Genomic DNA, 19,075 nt, shown 5'->3' with positions numbered 1-19,075 from the left:
GTCTAGCATGGTGCATCGCGACATTTGTTACTCCTCACTCCGCAATTGCCCTAAGCGTCCAGCTACGACTTTAGAAACAATCTCTGAGCTGAAGCCCTTGGAGACTAAAAAACGATATTGACGAGCACGCTCTTTTTGCTCTTGCGCAAGCTGCCCGAACTTTCTCAGCCACAGTTCATATGCCCTTTGTAATTCAGTGTCACGGAGGGTTTGAACAAGCTCTTGAGTTTTTGAAGAATCTATCCCTGCTCGCTGCAGCTCATCCTGTATTTTTCGCGCGCCAAAACGCTCGCTTCTACGGCGCACTAAGGATTCAGCGAAGCGCTCATCAGACAACCAACCGCGCGCCTCAAAGTCATCCAACACTGCGGCTATTTGTTCGCTAGATATAGGGGTTTGGTCTAGCGCGCCTACATTTCTTTTTTTGTTCAACTGGGCTGATCGAGCGACCGCTTCCTCTAGTTTTGCACCCAATCCCTTGCGGCTATATTCTCGCAGGGATAAAAGCCGCAAAGCCCGAGCTTTTAGACTCGGGCCTTGTTTGCTATTGCTGCCAGCTTCAGACATCGTACTATTCGATTTCTTCTGCTTCACTCAATACATCACTGACGACTGCTGAGCCAGCCTTCACGCCCAACTTGGCGCGAATCTTTGCTTCAATGTCTTTCGCAATCGCTGGATTTTCTTTTAAGAACTCACGGACATTGTCCTTGCCCTGCCCAATGCGATCACCGTTATAGCTGTACCAAGAGCCTGATTTATCGACCAAATCGGCTTCAACACCCATATCAATGATTTCTCCTTCTCTTGAAATGCCAGCCCCGTACATGATGTCGAAAATAGCCTCTCTAAATGGAGGGGATACCTTATTTTTTACAACTTTAACGCGGGTTTCATTACCCACTACTTCATCGCCTTTTTTGATGCTACCAATACGGCGGATATCTAAGCGCATCGAGGCGTAGAACTTCAATGCATTACCACCAGTAGTGGTTTCTGGAGAACCAAACATGACACCAATCTTCATCCGGATCTGGTTGATAAAGATCACGGTAGTGTTTGTACGCTTGATTGCCCCTGTTAATTTACGCAGTGCCTGACTCATTAAACGAGCCTGAAGGCCTGGTAATGAATCTCCCATATCGCCCTCGATCTCTGCTCTTGGCACTAATGCGGCTACCGAGTCAATTACGATCAGGTCAATTGAGCCGGAACGAACCAAGGCATCAGCAATTTCTAAGGCCTGCTCACCCGTATCGGGCTGTGAAATGAGAAGATTATTCACATCTACACCCAGGCGTGAGGCGTACTGAACATCCAATGCGTGCTCCGCATCGATAAAGGCACAAGTGCCTCCCAATTTCTGCATTTCCGCAATAGCGTGCAAAGTAAGCGTGGTTTTACCAGATGATTCAGGGCCGTAAATCTCAATGACACGACCGCGAGCCAAGCCGCCTACTCCTAAGGCAATATCCAAGCCCAAAGATCCACTAGAGACCACCTGAATATCTTGATTAATTTCGGCGTCACCCAATCTCATGATTGAGCCCTTACCGAACTGCTTTTCAATCTGCGCCAAGGCTGCTGTCAATGCCTTTTGCTTGTCTCCGCTCATTCCTTCAAACTCTGATGAGGCTGATTTTTTCTTATCATCCAAGGCCATTTTTATTTCCTTTTCGCAATGTGTTGGGCTATTTCCCGAAGTTTTAATGCTTTGTTACGACTTGAAAGTTACTGTATATAAAAACAGTACTATTTGCAAGTAGCTTTTCATAAGAATTTACTGATTTGCTATTAAGTTACTTCCTGAATCTCTTTTAGCCCAATAGAAAATGAGTGGAATGGCGATTACCCACACTACAGATACTGCCGCAAGACCGCCTAATTGGCCGCTAGGACCCCATGACCCTGCTCCCATTCGGATACCCGCTTCATACGATATCGGACCGAAAATGCCCCCTAAAACCGCTCCTAGGAGAGGTTTTCCCTGCAACCATGATAAGGATTGGTTTACCGTACTACTAAATAAGACCCATAAAACCCACATCCACATAGGAGATAAATAACTACTGGGCCAGGCATCATGAAAGTTCATAAAACCAAAATGATAAAGAAGTGAGTCAACGCTCACTCCCAACAAGAGCACTTTGAAAATGAACTTTGCTTCAAATAAAGGGGAGTCTGCACGCCGAATGACGATGCCAATATAGGCAAAGCTGGCCAGTACCGGCCAAAAGACCTCTTGGTGCGCAGCGCCTAAAATACAGGCAAACCAGCCAGCCTGGAAAAATACAAAGTTCCAAAATTTAGCCATCGAGTAGCCCCGCTAAGGAAAAAGCCACTGCCGGCTGGCAATGGCTTTTGAATTGGTGGCGAATCAGGGATTTGAACCCCGGACCTGCGGATTATGATTCCGTCGCTCTAACCAGCTGAGCTAATTCGCCGAGTTAATGATTATAAGGTCAAACCGACTTGAGGGCCACTCCTGCCAAACTATATGGAGATAAAAACCCAGGGGAAAGTCCGCAAGGGTCGCATAAGCAACCCTATGCTCGTGCAACTCCCTTTAATTTTGATAATGCACTCGATCAATCAATATCATATGCGGGACTGTGAGGGCTGCAAGGGCGACGAATACAAACCGCAAAATGCGTTCAACATTTGCAGTTTGCGGAAGATATATCCAGGCTAGTATTGCCATTAAAGCCACCCCCAGCATTGGCGCCAAAGCAACAAAAAATAACTGGGCAAAGCGCATCTGCGCATACTGCTTAGTGCGCAAGATATGCCTGAGACTATGCATTGCACAAAAATAGACGGTGAAGGCTATTAGCGGCTGGGCTAGTGTGGCTAATGAACAAACCGCACTAATTTCTAATGCCGTGCGCCAGCGCAGTCGACTTTCAAAACCAATCGCCACAATTGTCAAGGCTGCCCAGGGCCAAGCAATGAAATGTAGAAAGCCCGCTAACTCCAACCCACCACTTACCCCCAGAATCAATGCAAAGAGTTGTTGCATTTGCGTGAAATGAAATAACGTAGGCAACACGATCATAGATCCGCCATAGAGTAGCCTAGTGATTTTCGGCGTACTTATAGAAAGATCTCTTGAGAAATGCATCATTGAGAGGATTAAAAAGCTGGCCATAAAAAATAGTGGGAATTGCCACCAAATCCCAATCACCGTAATCGCCAAGGCGAGGTATACGAAAACAAATTGTGACCAGGCCTTCCAACCCCCTATCCCCAATAATTTTTGAGCAAAAATAGGATCCAAAGCACCATGGGGAACCCCCAAGAAAAAGATAGAGCTTGCCACCAGAAGAAGAGAGAAATAAGGGTCTATAGCGCCCAGAAATAAGGAGCTGAGCGCAAATAGAATGGCAATGAGACTAAAAGCAAGACCCTGTATTTGAATTGGATTCATTTGGACTTGATCATTTCAGCCGGGCTTATTTAAAAATTGCTTTGATAAACGGGGTGGACGGTAAAGCGCTAATCACCGCCACATAATCAGTCAAATGACCTTGATCAGATAAAAACCGAATTAGCCGGTGCGGCTCAACCTTGGAGAATAAATTCATAAACAGTTCTGGGCCGAATTCAGGATGTTCCCGCAAGACATTTAAAAAGATAGAGTCCATCGTACTCAACAAGAATGGGTCAAAGCTTGGTGCAATCGGCAATCCATTCGCCTGTATTGCCTCTGTGCACTCCTGAACCCAACGCTGAATTCTTTGAAACGCATAGCCAGTGGCGGATCTCGCAGAGCCGGCAGTGAGTCCAACGTGCACATAGCCCTTATCAATTGCACCATGCTTAGCACTCACCTGACTTTCAAGTCCCATCGGAATTAAGCCAAACTCGGTTCGATGAATTTTAAAATCAGTGTGAGGTATATATTTTTCTACCGCTTTCGTTAACTCGATTAATAACTCATCCTCATAAAAAGGCCGTTCCGCAAAAACAGTAAATTCAATCAGCGCCCTGGTTTTAGAGAATGGCAAAAGATAATTAAAACCAATATATTCAGCATTCTTTTCACAAAAATCCATGAGGACGGCGACCTCAGGATCAAATAATTCTTCCTGAATCTCAAGCTCATATCCTAAAAAAGATTGCCATAGCTTTGTATTCTTTAACTGCGTCATTGATAAGGGGCGGGTATCGACCACCCCCTTTGCACTGACTTCACCAAATTGAGTCTGGATACGCCACCGACCTTCAATAAACTGAGGCTCAGCTAAAAGGGCGGCATTCATTCTTAAGTCAAGGCGGGAATTTTTGCTAATTTTGCCCTGCGCATGGTCATAAAAATTTTGTGCAGCAATCATTTGATAAGGTGCAAAGGCACAATCTATCAATGCGCTTTGTTCGTTTGCTTGCACCTTAAACTGGTTCCACTGATTACTTGCTAAGTCGGTATGAAGCGCTTGATCAAGCCCCCAAAAACACCATGTACGATCATTCTCATAGTATTTTCGGCGCTCCAGCAAAAGCGTCTGCGGAGCGGTGTGGCCTAATTGAGCGAGATACATCCCCAAACTAAGCCCCGCACACCCTCCGCCAATAATGACTAAGTCAAAATCAGCCTGCATAACTCTTGATGGATAAAGGCGCTTGCGTTTGTGGGTCTAGTAATGCGCGATGCAATCCTAAGTCATGGCTTTTAGGATGACGCCAAAATTGCAAATTAAAGCAAACAGAAAGAAGGGCTTGTAAGGTGATGATTACCTTACGAGGGCTTGAAATAACAATACGTCGATGCCAGTATTCACAATGTTGTTTTTTCAATTCTCGGCCAATTTCTCGATAGACTCTAGCAGCTACTAAGATGGATAGTCTTGCTTTAAGGGGGAGATAAGAGAGACCCCTCTCACCGCTACTGTAATACTTTTCTGCGCAATCTAGCAAATTAGCCACGGCCTCACTGACAATCTGCTTTTGTTGTTCGTTAGGATAAATTAAGGAAATTGGCTCGAGATCTTTTACCAGATCCCCTGGCACGTAGCGCCTATTTAATAAGGCATCCGTTTTAATATCACGACAAATATTGGTAAGCTGCATTGCCATACCCAAATCTACAGCATAAGGTTTAGCGGCATCTTCATGGGTATCAAGCACATTGGACATCATTAGCCCGACCGTCCCTGCTACCTGATAGCAATAGCGCAGAAGCGCATCTTGATCCTGTATACGAACTAGAGCTATATCCGAGGTCGCTCCCGCGATTAAATCGAGCACGACCGCCTGCGGAATATGGCACTCCTTCATGAGACTTAAGCCATCCCGAACCACCTCATGATTTGATTGTCCAGAGAGGATCGCTTGACTCACTTCTACCAAGCCTTTTTCAGCTAGCTCAGATGACTCCGCCTCATCCACTAAATCATCGATATAGCGACAGAATCGATAAAGCCGAGTAGCGCGCAAAGCGTACTCTTTACCCAATAGACGCCTAGCCCAATGAAAACTCTTGCCCTTAGTGGCAAGGATTGCATCGGCACTATGGCGACTGGAATGCTTACTCATGCCCTACTTGCTTCCGGAATCAGTGAGTCAATCACCTTAGCAGAGGAAATCACACCAGGCAATCCTGCACCAGGATGCGTACCCGCGCCCACCACATACAAATTTTTAAGCCCCTCTGCACGATTGTGAAAGCGGAACCAAGCTGACTGAGTAAATAAAGGGGCAATTGAAAAACCTGCCCCATGCTCACTGAAGTAATTACTCGAAAAATCTTGAGGAGTCATATAAAAGTCCTCCGTAATAGTCTGCTTGAGATTAGGCAAAATTGTTTGATCAAGTGCAGTCACAATTTGATCACGCAATTTTGGCCCCTCTACAGACCAGTCCTGCCCACCAAGTAAATTGGGTACTGGACATAAAACATAAAAACTATCACACCCTGCAGGGGCAAAGCTCGAGTCAGTAGCAGTTGGACGATGCAGATATAAAGAAAAATCATCCGATAAGATCTTCTTATCGAAAATATCTTCCAATAACTCTCGATAGCGCTTACCTAACCAAATTGTATGATGGGCAACCTCCGAATAGATTTGTGTTGTTCCAAAGTACAACACAAAAAGACCCATAGAAAATTTCGGTTTCTTGGCCTTGAAGCGCGTCATCCAAGATTGCTTTTTAGGCTCAATCATATGACGGTAAAGATAGGCTGGATCGGCATTGGATACAACTAAGTCAGCTTGAATTTGCTGACCGTTTTCAAGTACAACTCCTTTTGCCGTGCCTGATTCAATCAAAATGGATTGCACTGATTTGCCAAGCTGAATATCAATACCTTGACGAATCATGAGATTTTCTAAGGCGACAATAATTGCGTTGGTACCACCCATTGCAAAATGTACGCCATAGGCACGCTCTAGAAAATGAATCAAACCATAAATACTGGTGGTGTCAAATGGGTTGCCGCCCACCAATAAAGGCTGAATCGAAAATGCTTGTCGTAACTTTTCATTTTTGAGATAGGTAGTGACTAATTGCCAAACCGTTTTGTAGCTCTGCAAACGAATTAGTCCTGGGATCTGCTTTAGCATGACAGAAAAGCGATCGAATGACTGCGTTGAAAGTTCTGTAAACCCAACATTAAAAATTCGTTCAGAATGTTTTAAGAGCTTACGATAGCCTTCACAGTCCTCGGGCTCCAGTCGATGGATTTCAGCAAGGGTCTCTTCTAAGGTTCCCCCATAGTCGAAATGCTCTCCATCTGCAAAATGAAAGCGATACCAGGGCTTGAGGGGAACTAGAGTGACATAGTCTGACATTTGCTCATCAAATAGTTCGAAGAGCTCTTCAAACAAAAATGGTGCAGTAATGACTGTGGGCCCGGCATCATGGCGAAACCCATTACGTTCAAAGGATTGGGCACGACCCCCCAAACGCTCACAGCGATCAATCAAGGTGACTTTATAGCCCTTGGCTTTCAGTCTTAGGGCGCTAGCAATACCACCAAATCCGGCACCAATTACTAATGCATGCATATCACTATTTTTCAATTGAGTTCATTAATAAGACTGCGAAGGTTGAGAGTGCACTCCTCCAAGAGCAAGCCAGATTGCGCCGGCAATTGTGACAGCACCTCTTTGGCGCTTTGAAAGTGCTGTATTGCCATTTCTTTTGAAGCCACTATGGCATCACAGGAGATATCCAAATCTCGGTTGAGGTATTCAAATACTGAAACAATATTTAATCGATCACTTAGTTGCGAAGCGGTGGTGTGTGCTGAATCTGAAGTAACGTCCCGCAAATCATCAAAGATTTGAAAGCCAACAGCAAAGTCATTGCAGGCAGCCTGTGCCAATGGAAGCCCTTGGCTTTGACCGCCTAATACTAAAACCAATTCAAGGGGTAGACTTAAGAGAGCGCCGGATTTCGCTTTAACAATTTCAATATAAGTAGCCAGTGTGATTTGATCGGGGTTAATCGTCAAATCGGCGCATTGCCCGTACACCGCTTTAGCAATCCGTTGATGCATTAACTGAATCAGTTGCGGAATTAGCGCTGCTTGACTGACTTGCGAAATAACGCCATAGGCCGTTGACAAGTAAAGGTCTCCACAGCAAATAGCGATGCTATTGCCGTATTTACTCCAAATAGATTCTTGCCCCCTCCGAAATTGATCTCCATCTTGAAGATCATCATGAATTAAGGAGGCATTGTGTAATAACTCGACAGCGGACGCGATCAATACGCTGTCCTGATCACTCAGGCCAATAGCCTGCCCCGCACTTAATGCCAGTCTTGCTCTGAGGCGCTGGCCACCCGAGCTTAGGTGATATTGGGCTGCCTCACGAACAATATTGGCATTGTCTAGTTGCATGATTGCATCGCTCTCAAAAGCGTTCGACATGCAATTCTCAACCTTTGCTAGCAAGGCATTTGGCTTGCTAACTAAATAGTTTGGGTGATTACTTTCACCCTCAAATTGATACTGAGTTTGCTGCTGGGCGTTATACGTCACTGGATTTGAGTCTGTTAAAAAAAATCTCCGGCATAGACCGGAGATTTTTTATGTTGATCAGAAAAAGATTAGTGTTTTGAATTCTCAGACTCTGTTACCGCTACAGTCCAAATAATCAAACCAAATGCAATCTTGTTCAATACGTCAGCTAGGTTATAGATGATGTTCAATGTGCCAGCAGAATCAGCTGGGCTATGACCCGTCAAATAACCAAAGTAGTAGCCGATTGGGTAAATTGCCCAACCGATGGTGACGATCCAACGCATTGTTGAAAATGCAGACTGTACTGATTTAGGTGCACTTGTTGCATTAATTTTGCTGGCTTCGCCTGCGAAAATTTCATACAGAATAAATGCCCAACCAATCATGCCGACGATAAATGCTGGCATTACTGCAACATAGCCAGCCTCACCAACGTAACCACCTACAAGCATTACCAAAGTACCAACCATTAAGCGCCAAAAAACACCAGCTGGTACTTTAGCGATTGCTGACAAGATTAAGTAGAACTCAATCATGAGTAAAGGTACTGTGATTAACCAGTCAATATAGCGATAGACGGTTGGTGTTGAACCAGTTTCTACCCATACTTCACGCATGTAGAAGTAGTGGACTGCCGCAACTAAAGTTACTAAACCAGATACTGTTAAGGAAGTTTTCCATTTAGGAGAAACACGGTCTCTTTCTAAAAAGAAAAATGCTGTCGACGCAACTAACGCCATAGAGATCAACCAAAAGCTGATGCCAACGAAGTCATCTGGTTTCAAAATAGCGGAAGAAGCCCAAACAGGGGTGCTGGTAATTGCTAAAGCAAAGATGGAACCGAGGCAGAACTTCACCTTGGAAGATATGGCGTTAAATTGCATGACGTCTCCTATGTTGTAAAACAACCTTAATATAAACAATTTTTTAAAATATTTCATGTCGCACCACACATACGTAAGGAACAAAACCCTGTTCTTTCTATCGCAAATGAGGATACTTCATTTTTTTAAGGGTAAATCCTAGTAAATCTCTTGCTTTCACTTACGCTTTATTACACTAATTGCACGACCACTTCGTTAATAAGGCTTCAGGGCTATCAGCAATTGCAATGACGAGGTATTGATTGCCTGGTACCCGGGCTACCAGTACGCCATAGTCATTTAGGCCCTTTGCTTTAGCCGATTTAGCGGCCTCGGCCCAAACGTGCTCTAAGTTTTGAACATACACACCGGAGTACTGGTCAAATCTTTCACGAGCACCCGCATTTAAGCGTAACAAATGAATATGCAACTGATTTTGCGATCTTTGTCCTCGAGGATTGACGACAAGCGCCAAAGACTCCACGTCGATTTTCTCTATTGCGCTATCCCAAGCAAACTGCCAGATTGCTTCAGGACGATTGGCATCTTCAACCCCAGTGACTACATTTCGTGGCATCGCTAGCCCATGCACAAACTCCGCAGGGCAACCGCACATCTTAATGTCACGAATGACGGTGTATTTATCATTCTGCGCCCATACCTCAGTGGTTTTTTTACAGGATGCCTCTGAACCACAGTTCGCATCCAAACGCGGCATCATGCAGTTGTTGCAATAACTTTCCTTCGCTGGCTCAACACACTGAGTCACGATGTGTAAAAGAATATCGCTCTTAGCAACCGTTCCAGCAATGACTGAATGGGTAGCGCCACAGACGCCAGCCACAAGGATGCAAGAAAGAAATAATTGCCTTATTTGCTTACGCACTATGCACTTTCCTCTGCAAGCTCTAATTCCAAAGAGATGCTTGACTCGGCATCGGCTAGCTCGGCTAGCTCCATTGCCTTCATTTGATCCTCGAAAGAGAGTTGAGCAAAGCGCTCAGCAGCGTCAAAGTTCCCTTCGCGGTAATGATCCAAAGCCAGCAACTGATTCCAGGCCGCTTTTTGGAAGCACTCGGCCGCGCCTCTGCGCAAGTTAATAATTTCGTCTATTACGCTTTGATCATGCATTTTCTGCATCCCTCCAATTTGCCAATGAACTGGGTATTGATCCTCTTCCATTTATATGACAAGCCCATGAATGGCTGCTTTTAAGCTATTTAAGGTGCGTGGATTAATCAAGCACCCCATAGAAAAGATTCATGTTGTCATGCAGCATTCATAAAAAAGGATCATAATTACTAGGTATTAACCCTAACCCACTAATTAAGGAGCCTTAAATGACACAATTATTTAGCCTCTTAAACCAGGTTTTTGCTCACCACAGCAACAGCCGCGATTTAGAGCAATACATCAATGCCCATAGCCCAAACAACGCTAAAGACGTCGAAGAGCTAACCCGCGGCTACCTTTACCAGTCTAACGGTTCCGAAGAAGTCTAATGATGAAATTCTTCACTGTCTCGACTGGGAATCGAGCCCAGCCTTCGAAAACTGCAAAAGAATGGTAGACCAAGCGCTCCATCCTGAGCACATCTTGGGACTAAAGACATGCTGACAACTACATTCTTATCCAAGGATCAGATTTTGGAATACGGCACTTGGTTGAAGGCTCAGGACCCACAAACGCTGCACAATTATTTTGGCTGCGCCATCGGACCTGAATCAATAGATACTTTGGTGCAAAAGTTTTCCAAAGATCCGAAACGGAACCATTTCTTGATCGCGAAAATCGACGGGCAATGGGCCGGAACCATCCATATTGCTACCCATAGCAAAGAGGTAGAGTTCGGCGTAATTGTCGCCGCCCAATATCGTAAGCAGGGTATCGCAAATGTGATGATGGATGAGGCCATTACTTGGGCCAGAAACCGTTTTTATACCGATCTCTTTATGCACTGTATTAGCTGGAATCTTCCCATCAAGCATTTATGCAAAAAGCATGGGCTCACCCCGCGCAATATGATGGGCGATTCAGAAGCCAATCTGCAACTGCAGCCACCCTCGCCCGCTAGCTTCCTGAAAGAGCAAGCAATAGCGCAGCGCAATTGGATGGCGCTGTTTCAGGTGCCCCGATTAAGCCTTAAGCACAACTGAGTTAATTTTAGGCAATAAAAAAACCCGACCACTAAGTGATCGGGTTTTTTGTTTGTGAAGCGTAAAACTAATTAGTCTTTTGCGTAGATATCGACATCTTTTGTCTCACGCACAAAGAGTACGCCGATAACCAAAGTCATTGCTGCAATGATGATTGGGTACCAAAGACCATAGTAAATGTTGCCGTTTTGCGCAACCAAGGCGAAAGCAATCGTTGGCAATAAGCCGCCAAACCAGCCATTACCAATGTGATAAGGCAATGACATGGAGGTATAGCGAATACGGGTTGGGAACATCTCTACCAATATCGCTGCGATTGGACCATACACCATGGTGACCAAAATCACTAAGAAGAGTAATAACAAGAAGACAGCAAAATAGTTAATTGCCGCTGGGTCGGCCTTTGCTGGATAACCCGCATCATTTAATGCAGTCCGAATCGACTTCTTGAACTCAGCATCTTTCGCTTTCGCATCTGCTGGAGCTAAGCCTTTAGCCGAGTAACCAATAGTCTCTGTGTCACCAATTTTGATAACAGCTGGACTACCAGCAGGCCCCGCAACCGTAGTGTAACTAGCAGAATTCGATGCCATCACTTGCTTTGCAATATCGCAAGAGCTGGTGAACTTTGCCGTGCCAGTTGGATTGAACTGGAAAGTACACTCACTCAGATCAGCAGTGATCGTTGCAGGTGAGTTCTCCATCGCCTTTTCCAACGCGGGGTTGGAGTAATGCGTAAGCGCATTAAACACAGACACCGGAGTATTAGGAATGTAGGTGATGATCGCCAATAACAGGCCACCCATAATAATGACCTTTCGGCCGATCCTATCGGACAAGCTACCAAAGACAACGAAGAATGGTGTGCCAACCAATAATGCGGCAGCGATCAAAAGATTCGCAGTTTTCGCATCCACCTTCATCACTTGCGTGAGGTAGAACAGGGCATAGAACTGGCCTGTATACCAAACCACAGCCTGACCAGCTACCAAACCGAATAAGGCAATGATGACGATCTTCAAGTTTTTCCACTGACCAAAAGATTCTGTCAATGGTGCTTTAGAAAGCTTGCCATCCTCTTTCATTTTCTTGAAGGCAGGAGATTCGCTCATGCTTAAGCGAATCCAAACTGAAACTGCCAAAAGCAAGATCGACATGAGGAAGGGAACTCGCCAGCCCCACACATCAAAGTCAGCGCCAGTAAATTCACGAGTGAACAGAATAACTAGGAGCGATAAAAACAAGCCCAAAGTAGCTGTGGTCTGAATCCAGGCAGTATAGGCACCGCGTCGTCCATTGGGGGCATGTTCAGCAACGTAGGTTGCCGCACCACCGTACTCACCACCCAAGGCCAAACCTTGTAATAAGCGCAGGGCAATCAGAATCACTGGAGCAGCCACGCCGATAGTTGCATAAGAGGGCAGCATTCCTACGATGAATGTCGAGCCACCCATGATCAAGATAGTGACCAGGAAGGTGTATTTGCGCCCGATCAAATCGCCTAAGCGACCGAATACCAATGCGCCAAAAGGACGCACCAGGAAACCAGCGGCAAAAGCCAATAAAGCAAAAATGAAGGCGGAGCCAGCATCTAAGCCTGAGAAAAACTGCTTGGCGATAACCGCAGCCAATGAACCATATAGATAAAAGTCATACCACTCAAAAACCGTACCTAATGAGGAAGCAAAAATAACTTTGCGTTCTTCGGCGGTCATTGGGGCTGCTTTGGTTGATGTTGACATCAGAAGCTCCTAACTATTTTTTTTATAAAGAATTAACAACCGAGCAATTATGCTGTGAAAAAAAGCAAAGAAATCCATCACTTAGGGTAATTACCCACAAAATCACCTCGGGGTTTTCCCGATTTAGCGGGTTTTGGTAATAAACATGATTGGGACGCGCAGATTCCAGCGAATAGCTGCCACCCGTATTCCAAAAATAGTGAGCATGCACACGACCGATCCTTCCAAAGTGTATTGCGGAAGGAAATTAAGAACCAGTACATAGAGAAAACAACCTAAAGTCACCGGAATTGCATAAAGTTCATGGGACATAAACAGGGTTTTTTTACCCGCCAAAATATCCCGTAATAGACCTCCGCCAATCGCCGTCACAACTCCTAAAATGACTGGTGCAACAGGCAGGCCGAACCCTAAAGTCCAAGCCTTATCTACCCCCTGAATTCCAAATAAGGCTGCGCCCAAGCCATCTATATAAAGCATCCAGCGATAAATCTGCGGCTGTGTAAAAAAAGCTTCCGCCACAAAGGTGACAACACATGCACCCAAAGCAAGCCAGACGTAAATTTGCGAAAGAGACCAAAAAGCAGGCACCCCTAAAATGATGTCGCGTAATGTGCCACCTCCAATTGCGGTGATGACACCCAGTACAAGCACGCCAAAAAGATCAACCCCTCGGTCTGCAATCGCGAGCACTCCAGTAACAGCAAAGGCAATGGTGGCGATAATGCCGATCCAAAAATTGATTTGATCCATGACCTGCTGTCTTAATTCTTGTGCTGGGACATGCCGAGCTTAAGCAATCTGCTTGAACGTCTTTTGATAACGCTTCGCATTGAGGACATATTTACCAGCAATATCTTGCAGGCCTGCAATTTGCTCTGGGCTAAGCATCTTCACTACCCTAGCAGGCGAACCAAGAATCATCGAGCCATCTGGAAATTCTTTTCCTTCAGTCACAAGCGAACCGGCGCCTACTAAACAGTGTTGTCCAATCTTAGCGCCATTAAGAATGACGGCTCCTATACCAATTAAACTATCATCACCAATCTGACAGCCGTGCAACACTACCTGATGTCCAACCGTCACCCGTTTACCTATGAGGAGTGGGTATCCAGGATCAGCATGCAAAATGGAGGCGTCCTGCACATTGCTGCCCTCCCCAATCTGTATAAGATCGTTGTCACCACGAATAACCACTTTCGGCCACACGCTAACAGAGTCCCTAAGCTCGACTCTGCCAATGACTTCCGCACTATCGGCGATCCAAACGCCAGACCCAATCTGCGGAGCAACCCCATCCAGTTCATAAGTAGCCATAAGTCATTATAAGTAAGGTCATCTCTTCACAATTTATCACTATTAAATAGGCCTGCCATACGCTTTTTTGCCACTGATTTACAACAGCAGCAATTAACTTCGATTATGATTTAATTATTAACACCTAAGGAGTTTTTATGAAGAAATTATTCATTGTTTTAGCCGTGCTCAGCAGCCTTTGCGGCGTCGCTCAGGCACAGGAAAAGGTTCCCGTTCTAAGCACTCAAGAACTCGCATCAGACTGCAAGCTCCCTGCTAGCCCGGAGTCGCGTAGTTTTTGTGTAGGTTATACAACTGCTATTTACGATACCTATTTAGCAACACGTCATCCAAAGCGCGCAAAGCCATTCATTTGCGTCAAGCAGCCCGCCCCCAAGCGCGATGTGGTCATTGCTGACTTCGTTCAATTTGCCCAAGCAAACACCATGTTGTCTGATAAGCCCGCTGCTGGAGTATTTCTTGGCTTTTTGGCTGAACGCTTTCCTTGCGCCAAGTAAGCAAGCTCGATATTTGGCCCATTCAAATTAAATAAGGATTCGTTGATATGAAAAAAACTATCATCATCACAGCAACCGTTTTAGCAATTGCCGGCTGCTCCAATATGAGTAACACCGAGCAACGTACATTATCGGGTGCTGGTATTGGCGCAGCTGCTGGTGCGGTCGGCACAGCGATTTTCCACGGCAACCCTATTTGGGGTGCGGTAGGTGGAGCGGCAGTTGGAGCGGCATCAGGCTATGTCTACGATGCCTATAAGAAAAATGAAGCTGCTAACTACAATGCCGGCTATAACGCTGGCAAAAATAACCAGCAAAACAACGCACCAAATTAAATAACCATCACCCTATAAACCCAGCTGCTAACTAGCTTATCAGCTGGGTTTTTATTTGGATCTGCCCCGTGAGTGCTTTATGAATCGGACATTTATTTGCAATCTCAAGCAAGCGCGTCTGTTGCTCAACATCTAGCTCACCTTGCAATTGAATATCTCGCGAGAAGCTCTCAACGTCGTTATCACGCGTCACCAGCACAGAAACAAGGGCATTCCGTAAGTTCCATCCTTTGTGCTGCGCGTACATCTTGAGAGTCATGCTCGTGCAACTTGCCAAGGCAGCGGCAAGATATTCATGAGGCGAAGGGCCGCTATCAGCGCCCCCGCGAGTGATTTCAGTATCGGCCAATAAAGACAAATCTCCTACCGAGATTTTCTGCTGTAAAGCGCCTTCACCAAATTGGGATTGAACGGTTCTCATGAGCTTAGCAATAAGTGATTAATACGTTTTACGAAACCAGCCGGATCATTCAGTTGACCCCCTTCAGCCAATAAAGCCTGATCAAACAATACATTAGTCCATTCATTAAACTGAGCGTCATTGGTCTTTAGTTTTAATAACAAAGGATGCTCTGGATTAATTTCCAAAATGGGTTTGGTATCTGGCGCTTCCTGACCTGCGGCCTTTAACATCCGCAACAAGTTACCAGACAATTCATTTTCATCGGCAACTAAACAAGCAGGTGAATCCGTAAGACGGAAAGTCACCCGCACATCTTTCGCCTTATCTGTTAATACCGTCTTCATGCGCTCGAGCAGATCCTTAAAATCTTTCTCAGTTTCTTCGTGCTCTTGCTTTTCTTTTTCATCGCTCAAAGCCCCTAAGTCTAGACCGCCTTTGGCAACCGAGGCTACTTGCTTGCCATCGAACTCGGTGAAGAAAGACAACATCCACTCATCTACACGGTCAGTGAGCAACAAGACTTCTACGCCCTTCTTGCGGAAAATCTCTAGATGCGGACTATTTTTAGCAGCATTAAAGGTGTCACCAGTGACGTAATAGATCTTATCTTGGCCTTCTTTCATGCGCGATACATATTCAGCCAACGAAACATTTTGGTCGGTTGAATCAGTATGCGTGCTAGCAAAGCGTAAGAGTTTTAAGATCCTCTCTTGATTGGCTTGATCCTCTCCAATACCTTCTTTTAATACCTGACCAAATTGAGCCCAGAAGGTATGGTACTTTTCTTTTTTAGCTGCATCCTCGCTATTAGCCAGCTCTTCGAGCATGCTGAGCACGCGTTTGGTTGAGCTTTCACGAATGGCTTTTACATCCCGCGACTCTTGCAGAATTTCGCGGGAAACGTTCAGTGGCAAATCCACGGAGTCGACCACGCCAGTAACGAAGCGTAAATACATTGGCATCAACTGCTCCGCGTCATCCATGATGAAAACGCGTTTGACGTACAACTTAATTCCACCCCGCTTATTGCGATCCCATAAATCAAAAGGGGCTTTAGCAGGTACGTAAAGTAATTGTGTAAATTCGCTACGTCCTTCAACCCGATTTAGGGAATAGCACAGCGGGTTTTCGTAATCATGCGATAGATGCTTATAAAAGTCGTCGAATTGTTCTGGCGTAATTTCGGATTTGGCGCGCGCCCACAAAGCACTAGATTGATTAATGCTCTCTAGCTCATCTGTAACGACTTGTTCTTTCTTCTCCTCATCCCACGCCTCTTTTTTCATTTGAATAGGTAAAGAAATGTGATCTGAGTATTTGCGAATAATCGACTTTAATTTATAGCTGGAGAGAAAATCATCCTCCCCCTCACGCAAATGCAGTTTGATCAATGTGCCGCGCTGGGGACGATCGATACTTTCTACGGTAAATTCTCCGGAGCCGTCGGATTCCCAACGGACGCCATCAGTCGCAGGTAAACCAGCGCGACGGGTTTCAACCGTAATCCGATCGGCAATAATAAAAGCAGAATAAAAACCGACACCAAACTGTCCGATCAAAGCTGCATCTTTCTGCTGATCACCGGACAGTTTTGAGAAAAATTCTTTAGTACCTGAGCGGGCAATTGTGCCTAAATTAGAAATCACCTCTTCTCGGCTCATGCCGATGCCGTTATCAGCAATGGTCAGGGTTCTATCGGCCTTATCAAAACCGACGGTAATTTTGAGCTCAGGGTCATCACCATACCAATCTGGATGCGCAATACCCTCAAAGCGGAGTTTGTCAGAGGCATCGGAGGCATTGGAGATCAGCTCGCGCAAGAAAATTTCCTTGTTGGAATACAAGGAATGGATCATCAATTGCAATAATTGTTTTACTTCAGCCTGAAAGCCTAAGGTTTCTTTGCTTGCTACGGTCATGCGCTTACCCTCGTGATAAAAGTGTTTGCCTAATTTGCTATTGCACAGATGGGGATTATTTTGATCATTTCAAGATACCCCAATGGCCCTATTTTTAGAATCAATACGGCTTAACGGGCTTCTCTGCTACAGGAAGTTCGGCCTTTTTCCAGGCGCTAAAGCCACCTTCGAGATGACAAACCTCCGGAACGCCCATTTTTTGGAGTGTTTCGGTTGCAAGGGCAGAGCGCCAATTAGAACCGCAGTACAACAAGAGGCGCTTGCCTTCCCCGAATACGGGCTTGTAATACGGACTTTCTGGATCTACCCAAAATTCAAGCATGCCTCGTGGGGCATGCAGCGCATTGGGAATCATGCCTTCTCGCTCAAGCTCACGCACATCGCGAATATCTACAAATAGTGTATTGGGATCAGATAGCAGGGCTTGAGCTTGCTCCAATGAAACAGTCTCAATTTGCGCCATTGCTTGATCGATGAGGGCTTGGTAGCCTAGCTTTAGTTTCACAATAATCTCCTGTATTTCACTTAATTTTACTTATTAGTATTAAGGTTATTTATCTGTCAGAACAGACTGATAATATGACCTTATGAACTTTACCCCTACAGAGCTCGGCGCCAGCATTATTTTTGCAATTGCTGTGATCCATACCTTTAGCACCACCTACTTCGAGATACTCGCACAGAAGTACCCAAAACATGCAGGTCTTTGGCACCTCTTAGGCGAAGTAGAAATTGTCTTCGGGTTTTGGGCAGCCATTCTCATGATTTATATTGGATTGTTGGATGGCCTGAGTTCAGCAAAATCATTTGCAGACCAGCGTAATTTCACCGAACCGCTATTTGTCTTTGCCATTATGGTGGTGGCAGGTAGCAAACCCATTTTGTATATTTCTACGCAATTATTAAAAACCATTGCTGCGCTTTTGCAGTCCTTGCTGAAGTCTCGCAGTGCGCCCGTGATGTATTTTCTGACGCTCGGCCTGACACCTTTGCTGGGTTCGTTCATTACAGAACCCGCCGCCATGACCCTGGCCGCCTTCTTATTGCGAGATCTGGTTTACCGGCATAAATGCTCTAACGCCCTGCTCTTTGGCACGCTAGGTGTGTTGTTTGTCAATATCTCGGTTGGGGGAACGCTCACCAATTTTGCCGCTCCGCCTGTATTAATGGTAGCAACCACCTGGAACTGGAGTTCAGCCTTCATGTTCGCCAATTTTGGCCTTGAATCCTGCATTGCTATTTTCATTAACGCTTTAGGAGCCACGCTACTCTTCCATCGGCAACTGGTCGAGCCTAAAACTCAAACCAAAGCTGAAACCAAAAAAGATAGTATTCCCCCGACCGTCATCTTCGTTCATTTAGCATTTTTAGTAGGCGTGGTTGTGTTTGCCCATGAGCCCGTCATTTGTATGTGGCTACTGCTATTCTTTATTGGGTACACCACCGCTTATCCAACCTATCAAAGCCCCTTAATTCTAAAAGAGGCACTCTTGGTAGGTTTCTTCTTAGCCGGCCTAGTAGTCTTAGGATCACTGCAAGGATGGTGGTTGCAACCCGTTCTGCAAAATATGAGTCCAACAGCCGTGTTTTATGGCAGCTTGGCCCTGACTGCCATTACGGACAATGCCGCTTTAACCTACTTAGGATCGCTAGTCTCAGGAACCACCCCAGAATTTAAGCTTGCTTTAGTGGGTGGCGCTGTGGCTGGAGGAGGGCTGACGGTCATTGCGAATGCACCGAATCCAGCGGGCGTCGCTATTTTGCGCAATCATTTCCCCAATGGCTCTGTCTCAACCATTCGCCTTCTTCTATGGGCGCTCCCGCCTACTTTTGTAGTCATTTTGGCTTATCGTCTGCATAGTTTCCTTATGCCGTAA

The 19,075-nt window shown here is 45.5% G+C and carries 22 protein-coding genes and 1 tRNA gene; 5 read left to right on the top strand and 18 right to left on the bottom strand.

Features of this window, described 5'->3' with window-relative positions; genetic code table 11:
* Positions 1 to 27: 27 nt before the first annotated feature.
* From CP950_RS01165 to CP950_RS01110, 12 genes are all read right to left on the bottom strand, one after another.
* Positions 28 to 567: a RecX family transcriptional regulator gene (locus tag CP950_RS01165; protein WP_096672027.1), complete on the bottom strand. Its 540-nt coding sequence runs from the start codon at positions 565 to 567 to the stop codon at positions 28 to 30.
* A 4-nt stretch (positions 568 to 571) separates the two neighbouring features.
* Positions 572 to 1,657: a recombinase RecA gene (gene recA / locus CP950_RS01160; protein ID WP_419185564.1), complete on the bottom strand. Its 1,086-nt coding sequence runs from the start codon at positions 1,655 to 1,657 to the stop codon at positions 572 to 574.
* Between the two features lie 123 nt (positions 1,658 to 1,780).
* Positions 1,781 to 2,314, bottom strand: a complete 534-nt coding sequence (locus CP950_RS01155) for a DUF2878 domain-containing protein (protein WP_096672025.1) — start codon at positions 2,312 to 2,314, stop codon at positions 1,781 to 1,783.
* Between the two features lie 53 nt (positions 2,315 to 2,367).
* Positions 2,368 to 2,444 (bottom strand) — tRNA-Met (locus CP950_RS01150).
* Positions 2,445 to 2,566: 122 nt separating this feature from the next.
* The gene (locus tag CP950_RS01145) at positions 2,567 to 3,427 is read right to left on the bottom strand and encodes a Brp/Blh family beta-carotene 15,15'-dioxygenase (protein WP_096672024.1); all 861 of its coding nucleotides are present in this window, start codon (positions 3,425 to 3,427) and stop codon (positions 2,567 to 2,569) included.
* Between the two features lie 25 nt (positions 3,428 to 3,452).
* Positions 3,453 to 4,598 (bottom strand): lycopene cyclase family protein, encoded by a 1,146-nt coding sequence (locus CP950_RS01140; RefSeq protein WP_096672023.1) that lies wholly within the window; start codon positions 4,596 to 4,598, stop codon positions 3,453 to 3,455.
* A complete protein-coding gene (locus CP950_RS01135; RefSeq protein WP_096672022.1) occupies positions 4,588 to 5,532 on the bottom strand; it encodes a phytoene/squalene synthase family protein in 945 nt (314 codons plus the stop codon). Before CP950_RS01135 ends, CP950_RS01140 begins: the two co-directional genes overlap by 11 nt.
* Positions 5,529 to 7,004 (bottom strand): phytoene desaturase family protein, encoded by a 1,476-nt coding sequence (gene crtI / locus CP950_RS01130; protein ID WP_096672393.1) that lies wholly within the window; start codon positions 7,002 to 7,004, stop codon positions 5,529 to 5,531. The genes CP950_RS01135 and crtI overlap by 4 nt, the downstream gene beginning before the upstream one ends.
* An 11-nt stretch (positions 7,005 to 7,015) precedes the next feature.
* Positions 7,016 to 7,984: a polyprenyl synthetase family protein gene (locus CP950_RS01125; protein ID WP_096672021.1), complete on the bottom strand. Its 969-nt coding sequence runs from the start codon at positions 7,982 to 7,984 to the stop codon at positions 7,016 to 7,018.
* 68 nt (positions 7,985 to 8,052) lie between these two features.
* Positions 8,053 to 8,850: a bacteriorhodopsin-like gene (locus tag CP950_RS01120; protein WP_096672020.1), complete on the bottom strand. Its 798-nt coding sequence runs from the start codon at positions 8,848 to 8,850 to the stop codon at positions 8,053 to 8,055.
* Positions 8,851 to 9,025: 175 nt separating this feature from the next.
* On the bottom strand, positions 9,026 to 9,715 hold the full coding sequence (locus tag CP950_RS01115; RefSeq protein WP_096672019.1) for a CDP-diacylglycerol diphosphatase: 690 nt from the start codon (positions 9,713 to 9,715) through the stop codon (positions 9,026 to 9,028).
* A complete protein-coding gene (locus CP950_RS01110) occupies positions 9,715 to 9,960 on the bottom strand; it encodes a hypothetical protein (protein WP_133092074.1) in 246 nt (81 codons plus the stop codon). Before CP950_RS01110 ends, CP950_RS01115 begins: the two co-directional genes overlap by 1 nt.
* A 209-nt stretch (positions 9,961 to 10,169) precedes the next feature.
* Between CP950_RS01110 and CP950_RS09895 the strand changes: the two genes are divergently transcribed.
* Entirely contained in the window at positions 10,170 to 10,331 is a 162-nt protein-coding gene (locus CP950_RS09895; RefSeq protein WP_165766385.1) for a hypothetical protein, read from the top strand.
* Between the two features lie 108 nt (positions 10,332 to 10,439).
* Positions 10,440 to 10,985 carry a GNAT family N-acetyltransferase gene (locus CP950_RS01105; RefSeq protein ID WP_096672017.1) on the top strand — a complete coding sequence of 182 codons (546 nt, stop codon included), beginning with the start codon at positions 10,440 to 10,442 and terminating at the stop codon, positions 10,983 to 10,985.
* Positions 10,986 to 11,056: 71 nt separating this feature from the next.
* Here CP950_RS01105 and CP950_RS01100 read toward each other — a convergent pair whose 3' ends face one another.
* From CP950_RS01100 to CP950_RS01090, 3 genes are all read right to left on the bottom strand, one after another.
* Positions 11,057 to 12,727, bottom strand: coding sequence for an MFS transporter (locus CP950_RS01100; RefSeq protein ID WP_096672016.1), 1,671 nt, complete (start codon positions 12,725 to 12,727; stop codon positions 11,057 to 11,059).
* Positions 12,728 to 12,850: 123 nt separating this feature from the next.
* Positions 12,851 to 13,480 (bottom strand): trimeric intracellular cation channel family protein, encoded by a 630-nt coding sequence (locus CP950_RS01095; RefSeq protein ID WP_096672015.1) that lies wholly within the window; start codon positions 13,478 to 13,480, stop codon positions 12,851 to 12,853.
* 39 nt (positions 13,481 to 13,519) lie between these two features.
* A complete protein-coding gene (locus CP950_RS01090; RefSeq protein WP_096672014.1) occupies positions 13,520 to 14,044 on the bottom strand; it encodes a gamma carbonic anhydrase family protein in 525 nt (174 codons plus the stop codon).
* Between the two features lie 137 nt (positions 14,045 to 14,181).
* Between CP950_RS01090 and CP950_RS01085 the strand changes: the two genes are divergently transcribed.
* Together CP950_RS01085 and CP950_RS01080 are read left to right on the top strand one after the other, a co-directional pair.
* The gene (locus CP950_RS01085) at positions 14,182 to 14,541 is read left to right on the top strand and encodes a Rap1a/Tai family immunity protein (protein WP_096672013.1); all 360 of its coding nucleotides are present in this window, start codon (positions 14,182 to 14,184) and stop codon (positions 14,539 to 14,541) included.
* A 47-nt stretch (positions 14,542 to 14,588) separates the two neighbouring features.
* Positions 14,589 to 14,876 (top strand): glycine zipper domain-containing protein, encoded by a 288-nt coding sequence (locus CP950_RS01080; RefSeq protein WP_096672012.1) that lies wholly within the window; start codon positions 14,589 to 14,591, stop codon positions 14,874 to 14,876.
* A gap of 31 nt (positions 14,877 to 14,907) precedes the next feature.
* On the opposite strand, the gene CP950_RS01075 is transcribed toward CP950_RS01080, so the two are convergent.
* From CP950_RS01075 to CP950_RS01065, 3 genes are all read right to left on the bottom strand, one after another.
* Entirely contained in the window at positions 14,908 to 15,297 is a 390-nt protein-coding gene (locus CP950_RS01075; protein WP_096672011.1) for an OsmC family protein, read from the bottom strand.
* Positions 15,294 to 17,198, bottom strand: coding sequence for a molecular chaperone HtpG (htpG, locus tag CP950_RS01070; RefSeq protein WP_096672010.1), 1,905 nt, complete (start codon positions 17,196 to 17,198; stop codon positions 15,294 to 15,296). Before htpG ends, CP950_RS01075 begins: the two co-directional genes overlap by 4 nt.
* 100 nt (positions 17,199 to 17,298) lie before the next feature.
* Positions 17,299 to 17,703, bottom strand: coding sequence for a rhodanese-like domain-containing protein (locus tag CP950_RS01065; RefSeq protein ID WP_096672009.1), 405 nt, complete (start codon positions 17,701 to 17,703; stop codon positions 17,299 to 17,301).
* 82 nt (positions 17,704 to 17,785) lie between these two features.
* Here CP950_RS01065 and CP950_RS01060 point away from each other — a divergent pair, with 82 nt between their 5' ends.
* The gene (locus tag CP950_RS01060) at positions 17,786 to 19,075 is read left to right on the top strand and encodes a putative Na+/H+ antiporter (RefSeq protein ID WP_096672008.1); all 1,290 of its coding nucleotides are present in this window, start codon (positions 17,786 to 17,788) and stop codon (positions 19,073 to 19,075) included.

The sequence above is a fragment of the Polynucleobacter meluiroseus genome, assembly GCF_900205755.1.
In the GTDB taxonomy this organism is placed as follows: domain Bacteria; phylum Pseudomonadota; class Gammaproteobacteria; order Burkholderiales; family Burkholderiaceae; genus Polynucleobacter; species Polynucleobacter meluiroseus.
This window is presented reverse-complemented; position numbering and strand designations above follow the sequence as displayed.